Annotated in this window: 9 protein-coding genes; 3 read left to right on the top strand and 6 right to left on the bottom strand. The window is 67.4% G+C overall.

Annotated elements, in window-relative coordinates; genetic code table 11:
- Nucleotides 1–237, bottom strand: a 237-nt coding sequence (locus ITP53_RS56075; RefSeq protein ID WP_207756043.1) for a hypothetical protein, incomplete at its 3' end; no start/stop codon positions are given.
- Between the two features lie 110 nt (nt 238–347).
- On the opposite strand from ITP53_RS56075, the gene nrdR reads away from it, so the two are divergent.
- Entirely contained in the window at nt 348–803 is a 456-nt protein-coding gene (gene nrdR, locus ITP53_RS17045; RefSeq protein ID WP_195896374.1) for a transcriptional regulator NrdR, read from the top strand.
- On the top strand, nt 800–4,900 hold the full coding sequence (locus tag ITP53_RS17040) for a vitamin B12-dependent ribonucleotide reductase (protein ID WP_195896373.1): 4,101 nt from the start codon (nt 800–802) through the stop codon (nt 4,898–4,900). Before nrdR ends, ITP53_RS17040 begins: the two co-directional genes overlap by 4 nt.
- Nucleotides 4,901–4,981: 81 nt before the next feature.
- On the opposite strand, the gene ITP53_RS17035 is transcribed toward ITP53_RS17040, so the two are convergent.
- From ITP53_RS17035 to ITP53_RS17015, 5 genes are all read right to left on the bottom strand, one after another.
- Nucleotides 4,982–5,209 (bottom strand): hypothetical protein, encoded by a 228-nt coding sequence (locus ITP53_RS17035; protein ID WP_195896372.1) that lies wholly within the window; start codon nt 5,207–5,209, stop codon nt 4,982–4,984.
- A gap of 57 nt (nt 5,210–5,266) precedes the next feature.
- Nucleotides 5,267–6,091, bottom strand: coding sequence for a glycerophosphodiester phosphodiesterase (locus ITP53_RS17030; protein WP_195896371.1), 825 nt, complete (start codon nt 6,089–6,091; stop codon nt 5,267–5,269).
- Between the two features lie 177 nt (nt 6,092–6,268).
- On the bottom strand, nt 6,269–6,472 hold the full coding sequence (locus ITP53_RS17025; protein WP_195896370.1) for a glycosyl hydrolase family 18 protein: 204 nt from the start codon (nt 6,470–6,472) through the stop codon (nt 6,269–6,271).
- 31 nt (nt 6,473–6,503) lie between these two features.
- Complete coding sequence (locus tag ITP53_RS17020) at nt 6,504–6,962, bottom strand: PPOX class F420-dependent oxidoreductase (protein WP_328814767.1); 459 nt, start codon at nt 6,960–6,962, stop codon at nt 6,504–6,506.
- Between the two features lie 25 nt (nt 6,963–6,987).
- Nucleotides 6,988–7,395: an ester cyclase gene (locus ITP53_RS17015; RefSeq protein ID WP_195896369.1), complete on the bottom strand. Its 408-nt coding sequence runs from the start codon at nt 7,393–7,395 to the stop codon at nt 6,988–6,990.
- A 20-nt stretch (nt 7,396–7,415) separates the two neighbouring features.
- Between ITP53_RS17015 and ITP53_RS17010 the strand changes: the two genes are divergently transcribed.
- Nucleotides 7,416–8,627, top strand: coding sequence for an amidohydrolase (locus ITP53_RS17010; RefSeq protein ID WP_195896368.1), 1,212 nt, complete (start codon nt 7,416–7,418; stop codon nt 8,625–8,627).
- Nucleotides 8,628–8,684 lie beyond the last annotated feature (57 nt).

Raw genomic sequence — 8,684 nt, 5'->3', positions numbered from 1 at the left:
GTGTTCGGTATCGTTTTGAGGTTTGTTCACGGTACGGCGTGGCGTGACTTCAGGGGCGTTTTCGGAGGGCGGTAACAGGGGTCGGGCTCGTTGCGTTGAGGGCGACACGCCCAGAGCCGGTGAGGTGCGCGGGCTGATCAGCGACTTCAGGTCGATGGCGCCGTCCAACTTGCGTTCATGGTCGCACGCTTCTACGGTTGGACCACAACATCTAGTAGTTACACCGATGTAGTTCACCACACCTTGTGTTTCCGTGACCTCTCCATGGCAAGCCGTGGAGAGTGCGCGAGCGTCCCGGTACGACCGTTTCGGGCATGTGGTGTCCGTACGCCTAGGAGGGCGAAAGCGTGCACTGTCCGTTCTGTCGCCACCCTGACACCAGGGTCATCGACAGCCGGTCCACGGACGACGGCGCGGCCATCAGGCGTCGCCGGACCTGTCCGGAATGCGGGCGCCGATTCACCACGCAGGAGACCGTGCTCCTCATGGTGAGCAAGCGCAGCGGGGTGACAGAGCCGTTCTCGCGGGACAAGGTCGTCGCGGGCGTGCGGCGGGCGTGCCAGGGCAGGCCGGTCAGTGAGGATTCACTGGCGCAGCTCGGGCAGCGGGTGGAGGAGGCCATCAGGGCCAAGGGCGCGGCCGAGCTCCCGTCCAACGAGGTGGGCCTGGCGATCCTCGGCCCGCTGCGGGAGCTCGACGAGGTGGCCTACCTGCGGTTCGCATCGGTATATCGCGGCTTCGAGAGCCTGGCGGACTTCGAGGCCGAGATCACACAGTTGAAGGCGGAGAAGGGGGAGTCATGACGGAGACGGCCAGCGGTTCCGTGGCGCGCGGAGGCAAGCGCAAGGGACTGAAGATGAAGCGGATCTTCACCAAGCCCGGCGTGCACCCGTATGACGAGATCCAATGGGAGCGCCGCGATGTCGTCATGACGAACTGGCGCGACGGGTCGATCAACTTCGAACAGCGGGGTGTCGAGTTCCCCGAGTTCTGGTCGGTCAACGCGGCCAACATCGTGACGACCAAATACTTCCGCGGCGCGGTGAGCACACCGCAGCGTGAGTGGAGCCTGAAGCAGCTGGTCGACCGGGTCGTCGGGGTCTACACCAGGACGGGGATCGAGCACGGCTACTTCGCCACTGACGAGGACGCCGAGATCTTCGACCACGAGCTCAAGCACGCGCTGGTCCACCAGGTGTTCGCGTTCAACTCGCCGGTGTGGTTCAACGTGGGCACCCAGTCCCCACAGCAAGTAAGCGCTTGCTTCATCCTCTCCGTGGACGACCAGATGGAGTCGATCCTGGAGTGGTACAAGGAAGAGGGCGTGATCTTCAAGGGCGGCTCGGGGTCGGGTGTCAACCTGTCCAGGATCCGCTCGTCGAAGGAGCTGCTCAGCAGCGGCGGCACCGCCAGCGGCCCGGTGAGCTTCATGCGGGGCGCGGACGCGAGCGCGGGGACCATCAAGTCCGGTGGGGCGACCCGCAGGGCGGCGAAGATGGTCGTGCTCGACGTCGACCACCCCGACATCGAGGAGTTCATCGAGACCAAGGCGCGCGAAGAGGACAAGGTCCGCGCGCTGCGTGACGCCGGGTTCGACATGGACCTGGGCGGCAAGGACATCGTCAGCGTCCAGTACCAGAACGCCAACAACTCCGTGCGCGTCTCCGACGAGTTCATGCGCGCGGTGGAGAAGGGCGCCGACTTCGGCCTGCGTGCGCGGCTGACCGGCGAGGTCATCGAGACGGTCGACGCCAAGGACCTGTTCCGCAAGATGGCCAAGGCCGCCTGGGAGTGCGCCGACCCCGGCCTGCAGTACGACGACACGATCAACGACTGGCACACCACCCCGGAAACCGGCCGGATCACTGCGAGTAACCCATGTAGTGAATACGTCCATTTGGACAATTCGTCGTGCAACCTGGCCAGCATCAACCTGCTGAAGTTCCTGAAGGACGACAACTCCTTCAACGTGGCCGACTTCGTCAAGCTGACCGAGCTGATCATCACTGCGATGGACATCTCGATCACGTTCGCCGACTTCCCGACGGAGAAGATCGGCGAGACCACGCGCGCCTACCGTCAGCTCGGCATCGGTTACGCCAACCTGGGCGCGCTGCTGATGGCGACCGGCCACGCCTACGACTCCGACGGTGGCCGGGCGGTGGCGGGCGCGATCACCTCGCTGATGACCGGTGTGTCCTACCGGCGCAGCGCCGAGTTGGCCGGGGTCGTGGGGCCGTACGACGGATATGCGAGGAACGCGGAGCCGCACAAGCGCGTCATGCGCAAGCACACGGCGGCGAACGACGACCTGCGCACGATCGGCTCCATGGACGCCAAGATCCACGCCGAGGCGTCGCGCCAGTGGTCGGAGTGCCTCAAGCTCGGCGAGAAGAACGGCTACAGAAACGCCCAGGCGTCGTTGCTGGCGCCGACCGGTTGCCTCACCGGCGACACCCTGATCACCACCGACCGCGGTCTCGTCCGGCTGTCGGAGATCGCCGACGTGTACGGTGACCGCTGGCAGGACCTGGACCTGAAGGTGTCGACGGATGAGGGTCCCCGCCGGGCGAGCAAGTTCTTCGTCAACGGCGAGGAGCCGACCCGGCTCATCACGACCGAGGGCGGATACCAGATTCAGGGCACGCTTACCCATCGGGTCAAGGCGGTCGAGCAGACGACCGGCGAGTGGGTTTGGAAGCGCATGGCCGACCTGCGTGAGGGCGATGTGGTGCCCATGCAGCTGTCGACCCTGGTTGGCGAGCCGCGCGAGGTTCCGCTCCCGGTCCTCGACCAGGCCTACTACACGGGCGACAGAAATGTCCGGGTGCCCGGTGCCATTTCAGAAGAGCTTGCCGAGTTGGTCGGCTACTTCATGGGCGACGGCAGCCTGCACAGCAAGGGCATCAGGATGTGCGTCGCGGACACCGACCTCGACGTCGTGGAACGACTGCGAATCCTCTCCAAGAGCCTCTTCGGCCTGGAGCCCAGGGTCACCCAGCAGCAGGGTTACCAGGAGGTCGTTCTTCAGTCGGTACGGCTGGCTCGCTGGTGGGAGGCCTCGGGCCTCGCCAAGGAACTGCCGGGGGTCGACCATTCCGGTAAGGGCTGGACTCCCCGGATCCCCTCGGCGATCCTTGAGACCAATGATGTGGTCGTCTACGCGGCGTTCCTCCGTGGCCTGTTCGAGGCGGACGGCAGCGTCACTGCGGGTGTCCCCAGCATCAGCACGGCCTCGAAGTCCTTCGCCGGCGAGATCCGTACGCTCCTGCTGTCCCTTGGCCTCGTCACCACCACCAGGACGACGGTCAGTGGTTTCGGAGGCGACATTTATCAGGTACGCATGCGTAACCTCGACCACGCGCTCAACTACGACGAGATCGTCGGGTTCATCAGCGAGCGCAAGGCCAAGGCGCTGGCGTTCGCGGAGCCGGAGCGGTCGGCCAAGAAGGACTATGTCTACCTGCCGCGCGAGATCTGGGAGGAGCTCGTACCGCGCGGGCACCGGCTGCGCGACTCGATCATGCAGGCGGTCCGCAAGACCGGTGGTGTCGCCAGGATGACGGCGAGGCTGCTGCTCGAGGAGACCTGGAACACGCGCCTGGCGCACGCGCTCGGATACGCGTTCGAGGAGGTCATGGTCAACGAGGACGGCGGAGTGCAGCCGACCTACGATCTTTCGGTGCCGGACAACGTCACCTATGTTGCGAACGGCCTGGTCAGCCACAACACCATCGGCCTGATGATGGACTGCGACACGACCGGCATCGAGCCGGACCTGGCGCTGGCCAAGTTCAAGAAGCTCGTCGGCGGCGGGTCCATGCAGATCGTCAACCAGACGATCCCCAGGGCGCTCAGGCAGCTCGGCTACCAGCAGGAGCAGGTCGAGGCCATCGTCGAGTACATCGCCGAGCACAGCCACGTCGTCGGCGCCCCCGGCCTGCGCCAGGAGCACTACGAGGTGTTCGACTGCGCGATGGGCGAGCGGGCGATCGCGCCGATGGGGCACGTACGCATGATGGCGGCCACCCAGCCGTTCCTGTCCGGGGCCATCTCCAAGACGGTCAACCTGCCCGAGTCGGCCACGATCGACGACATCGAGCAGGTCTACATGGAGGGCTGGCAGCTCGGGCTGAAGGCACTGGCCGTGTACCGCGACAACTGCAAGGTCGGCCAGCCGCTGTCGGCCGGCAACGGCGCCAAGAAGGACGAGCCCAAGGAGCTCAAGGAGCCCGAGGTCAAGGTCATCGAGGTCAACCGGCCGACCCGGCGGCGCATGCCCAACCAGCGGCCGAGCATGACCACCCGGTTCACGGTGGGCGGCGCCAAGGGCTACATGACCGCTTCGTCCTACCCGGACGACGGGCTCGGCGAGGTCTTCCTCAAGATGTCCAAGCAGGGCTCGACGCTGGCGGGCGTCATGGACGCGTTCTCCGTCGCGATCTCCATCGGCCTCCAGTACGGCGTGCCGCTGGAGACGTACATGAGCAAGTTCGTCAACATGCGGTTCGAGCCCGCGGGGATGACGGACGATCCGGACATCCGGATGGCCACCTCGGTGATGGACTACATCTTCCGCCGCCTGGCCCTCGACCACCTGCCCTACGACGAGCGGGCGGCCCTGGGCATCTTCTCGGCGGCCGAGCGGGCCGCGCAGCAGCGCGGTGAGGACCCGGCGGCGCTGCAGGAGTCGGTCGACCGCGAGGCGCTGGCCCAGTCGGCGCCGATCGAGGAGCGGCCGAAGGCGTCGGCGGCCCCGGACGTCAAGGAGTTGACGCTGGAGAGCCACCAGCGCTTCACGGCCGACGCGCCGCTCTGCATGACCTGCGGCACCAAGATGCGCCCGGCCGGAAGCTGCTACGTCTGCGAGGGCTGCGGCTCCACCAGCGGCTGCAGCTGACATCGCGCCGGTTGGCACGAGAATGAGCGAGCTGATCGGCTAGACCGCGAAGAGTGCCTCCTTGCCCAGGTCAACGTGCTTTCAGGGCAAGGGGCACTCTTCGCGTGCAGACCATGGGAAGGGCGAGGGCCCCGGCACCAACAGGGCCGGCAGGTCGTAGCCGAGCTCTCCGTTCAGCACCTGCCTCGTGTAGGCGGGTACGCGTACGGCCACCACGTCCACGACCACACCAACCGGACGCGGCACCGGATCGGCCACCTTGATGACCGACCAGGGGCCGCCGATCTTTTCAAGCCAGACAGCACGCATCACACCACGCTAACCACGCCGCGGCCGCCTCAGATCGCAGGGGTGTTTCACCAGGCGTCAGGAGCGGAGAAGGTCGTGGAGGATGTCTGGTTTGTTGGTGATGATGCCGTCGACGCCGTAGGAGAGCATGCGGCGCATGCTGTCCGGGTCGTCGACCGTCCAGGTGAGGACGTCCATGCCGAGGCGATGCACGCTGGTCACGTAAGCCTGTGTGAGGGTGCCGTACGGCGGGTTGATCTGGTCGGCGAACGACGCCAATTCCGGCAACTCGGTCGTCGACGGCGTGCCGAGCAGCCCGATCGGCACCCTCGACACCAGTCCGTCGAACGTGCGCATCGAGTCCCAGTCGAACGACTGCACCGTGAGGCGCCCCGGCGCGAGCCAGCCGGGATGCCGGCGCAGCTCCGTGGCGATGCGGCCCTCTATGCCCGGATACAGCTCCGGCGACTTGATCTCCAGCAGCAGGCCCATGCGCGATCCTGTCATCGCGCGCAGCGCCTCGCCGAAGGTGGGCACCGGCTCGCCGGCGTACTCGGAGGAGAACCACGAGCCGGCGTCCAGCTTGCGGATCTGAGCGAGCGTGAGGTCGCGGACGTTCCACGGGGCCAGGTCGGGGAAGACCTGTTCGGCGTCGGTGGTACGGGACAGGGTCGTGTCGTGCATGAGGATCAGCTCGTGATCCTTGGTCTCCTGGACGTCGAGCTCGAACATGTCGGCGCGCTGGGCGCCGGCGAGTTCGAAGGCGGCGACGGTGTTCTCGGGGGCGTACGCGGACGCGCCCCGGTGGGCGACGTTGACGGGGGTCGCGGCGGTGGCCGCGGTGACCGGTCCCGCCATGAGGGTGAGGGCGGTCGAGAGGACGACGACGAGTCGCCGGAACATGGATCTCCTCGGGTGGGGGGAGAAGGCTGCGTCCCGACGATGACAGGATCTTGTGACCGGCGGTTGAGTGCAGGGTAGCCCGCAGGTGCCCGCCCGATGAGCATTCGACACGCCCCGGCGCGCAGGGCGAAAGCTGCGGGAGCGCGCGGGGTGGGGAGGGACCCCGCGCGCCGGTGGTCACCGCAGGCCCGTGTCCAGGGCGTTGGTGAGTACGCCCGCGTCGCCGGACATCTCCCAGATCATCGCGCCGAGCAGGCCCTTGCTCCGCAACCAGGCCGTCTTCCTGCCGATCGACCAGGCGTCGTCGAACGACCACCACTGCCCGCCGTCACCCGTGTGACAGTACGTGGCCACCGCCCGCGGATGGTAAGCCGGTGCCACAGAACTTGCAAGGGTGGTGCTGCTGACCGCGCTATCCGGACAGCGCGGACAAGGCGGTCCCGTAGAGCCGTGACACCCGGAGCCTGATCACCAGCCGCCGGTCCGCCACCATCTGCCGCAGGAAGGCGTCGGCGTCGGCGACGCCCTGGCTCATGTCCAGCAGTTCCTTGCCTACCTCGTCACCCGGTTCGGCGCTCACCGGCGACAGCTCCGCCTCGCCCTCGGCCACGGCGTAGGACCAGAAGTCGCCGCTGGCCACGTAGAGCGCGCAGCGCGGGTCCTGGTGCAGCTGGCGCACCTTGAGCCGGTCGGCGATCGTGGAGATGCGCACCACCCGCCGGCCGGGGTCCCAGGAATAGAGCACGGTGGACAGATGGGGGTGGCCGCTGCTCTTGCTCGTCGCCAGCGCGCCGAACCGCTGCCCGGCCAGGAGCTGAGAGAGCTCCCCGTCGCTCAGCGAGCGAGGGCCGGGAGCCTGCTCCAGTGACACCTGTCCCCCCTCCCCGTGGAAGGTGTCAGCCTATCCCTAGTTGCCGGTTGAATGTCTGGGCGTCGGAGATCACCCAGTATTCGGCGAATTTGCCGCTTTCGGCCCGCAGGATGTCGTGCCCGCTGAAGGCGATCCTGGTCCCCGCGGCCGCACTCGCGCCGGGGATGCCGCCCCGGTAGACGCCGCCGAACGTCCACCTGGCCGCCACCCGGTCACCGTCAACGATCGGCCCCACGTCCAGCGTGACGGTGACGTCGTCGAACGGCTGGTGCCCCTGCTTCAGTGCCTCGATCAGCCCGTCGGGGCCGTGTACGTCCATGCCCGGCCAGTGGCCGACGAAGCCTGGGGTGACGAGGTCGCGGGCGAGCTCGAAGTCGCCGTTCCACATGTCCAGCAGCCAGCGTTCGTACCGAGGCGCGATCGCACTACCCATGTAACGATAGGTTACCAGTCGTGAATCTTGCTATTACCAGCGGATATGTCGTACCAGTTGTTGGCGATCCCATCGACGGCGGCACCGTGCTCATCCAGAACGGAAAGATCGTCGAAGTCGGCGCGGACGTACGCGTGCCCGAGGGCACCCCCGTCGTCGACGCCCGCGGCGGCTGGGTGTTGCCCGGTTTCGTGGAAGCTCACGGCCACCTCGGCGTCTACGAGGAGGCCGAAGGGTGGGCCGGTCAGGACACCAACGAGATGACGGATCCGAACGGCGCCCGCCTGCGCGCGCTCGACGCCATCAACCCCGCTGACCTGGCCTTCGCCGACGCGCTGTCCGGTGGGGTCACCTCTGCGGTGATCAAGCCAGGCTCCGGCAACCCCATCGGCGGCCAGACCGTCGCGGTCAAGTGCTGGGGCAGGTCAGTGGACGAGATGCTGATCAAGGAGCCGGTGAGCGTCAAGAGCGCGCTCGGCGAGAACCCCAAGCGCGTCTACGGCGACCAGAAGAAGCTGCCCTCCACCCGGCAGGGCGTGGCCGCGGTGATCCGCGACGCGTTCATGAAGGCGCAGGACTACAAGGCGCGGCGGGCCGCCGCCGCGGCCGAGGACAAGCCGTTCGACCGGGACGGCACGCTGGAGATCCTGGCCCGCGTGCTGGACGGCGAGCTGCCCTGGTGCCAGCACACGCACCGGGCCGACGACATCGCCACCGCGCTGCGGCTGGCCGACGAGTTCGGCTACCGCGTGGTGATCAACCACGGCACCGAAGGACACCTGCTGGCCGACACGCTGGCGGCCAAGGACGTGCCCGTCATCATCGGCCCGCTCTTCACCAGCCGGTCCAAGGTGGAGCTGCGGCAGCGCTCGCTGCGCAACCCGGGCATCCTGGCGCGGGCGGGCGTCCGGCTGGCCATCACCACCGACCACCCCGTCGTGCCGATCCACTTCCTGGTCCACCAGGCCACGCTGGCGGTCAAGGAAGGGCTGGACCCGGCCACGGCGCTGCGGTCGATCACGCACGACCCGGCCGCCATCATGGGGATCGACGACCGCGTCGGCTCCCTGCGGCCGGGGCTCGACGGTGACGTGGTCATCTGGGACGGCGACCCGCTGGACGTCATGAGCCGGGCGCTGCGGGTGTTCATCTCCGGCCAGGAGGTGTATTCGTACACGGAAGGCGAGCCCGTCGTGGCGGATCCGTACTACCGGGAATCAACCAACCGTTAAGCGCCTGTAGAGGCGCGGGGGCCATAGTGGCCGGACCAGCGGGAAGAGAGGCGCCCC

Origin of the sequence: Nonomuraea cypriaca, from assembly GCF_015645445.1 — a bacterium.
GTDB classification, from domain to species: Bacteria; Actinomycetota; Actinomycetes; order Streptosporangiales; family Streptosporangiaceae; genus Nonomuraea; species Nonomuraea cypriaca.
Note: the sequence above shows the minus strand (reverse complement) of the source record. Positions and strands in the feature narration are given on the sequence as shown.

Coding starts and splice junctions, on each gene's coding strand:
- ITP53_RS17040 (WP_195896373.1), top strand. CDS start 800: ATGACGGAGACGGCCAGCGGTTCCGTGGCGCGCGGAGGCAAGCGCAAG.
- ITP53_RS17035 (WP_195896372.1), bottom strand. CDS start 5,209: ATGCGTGCTGTCTGGCTTGAAAAGATCGGCGGCCCCTGGTCGGTCATC.
- ITP53_RS17030 (WP_195896371.1), bottom strand. CDS start 6,091: ATGTTCCGGCGACTCGTCGTCGTCCTCTCGACCGCCCTCACCCTCATG.
- ITP53_RS17015 (WP_195896369.1), bottom strand. CDS start 7,395: ATGGGTAGTGCGATCGCGCCTCGGTACGAACGCTGGCTGCTGGACATG.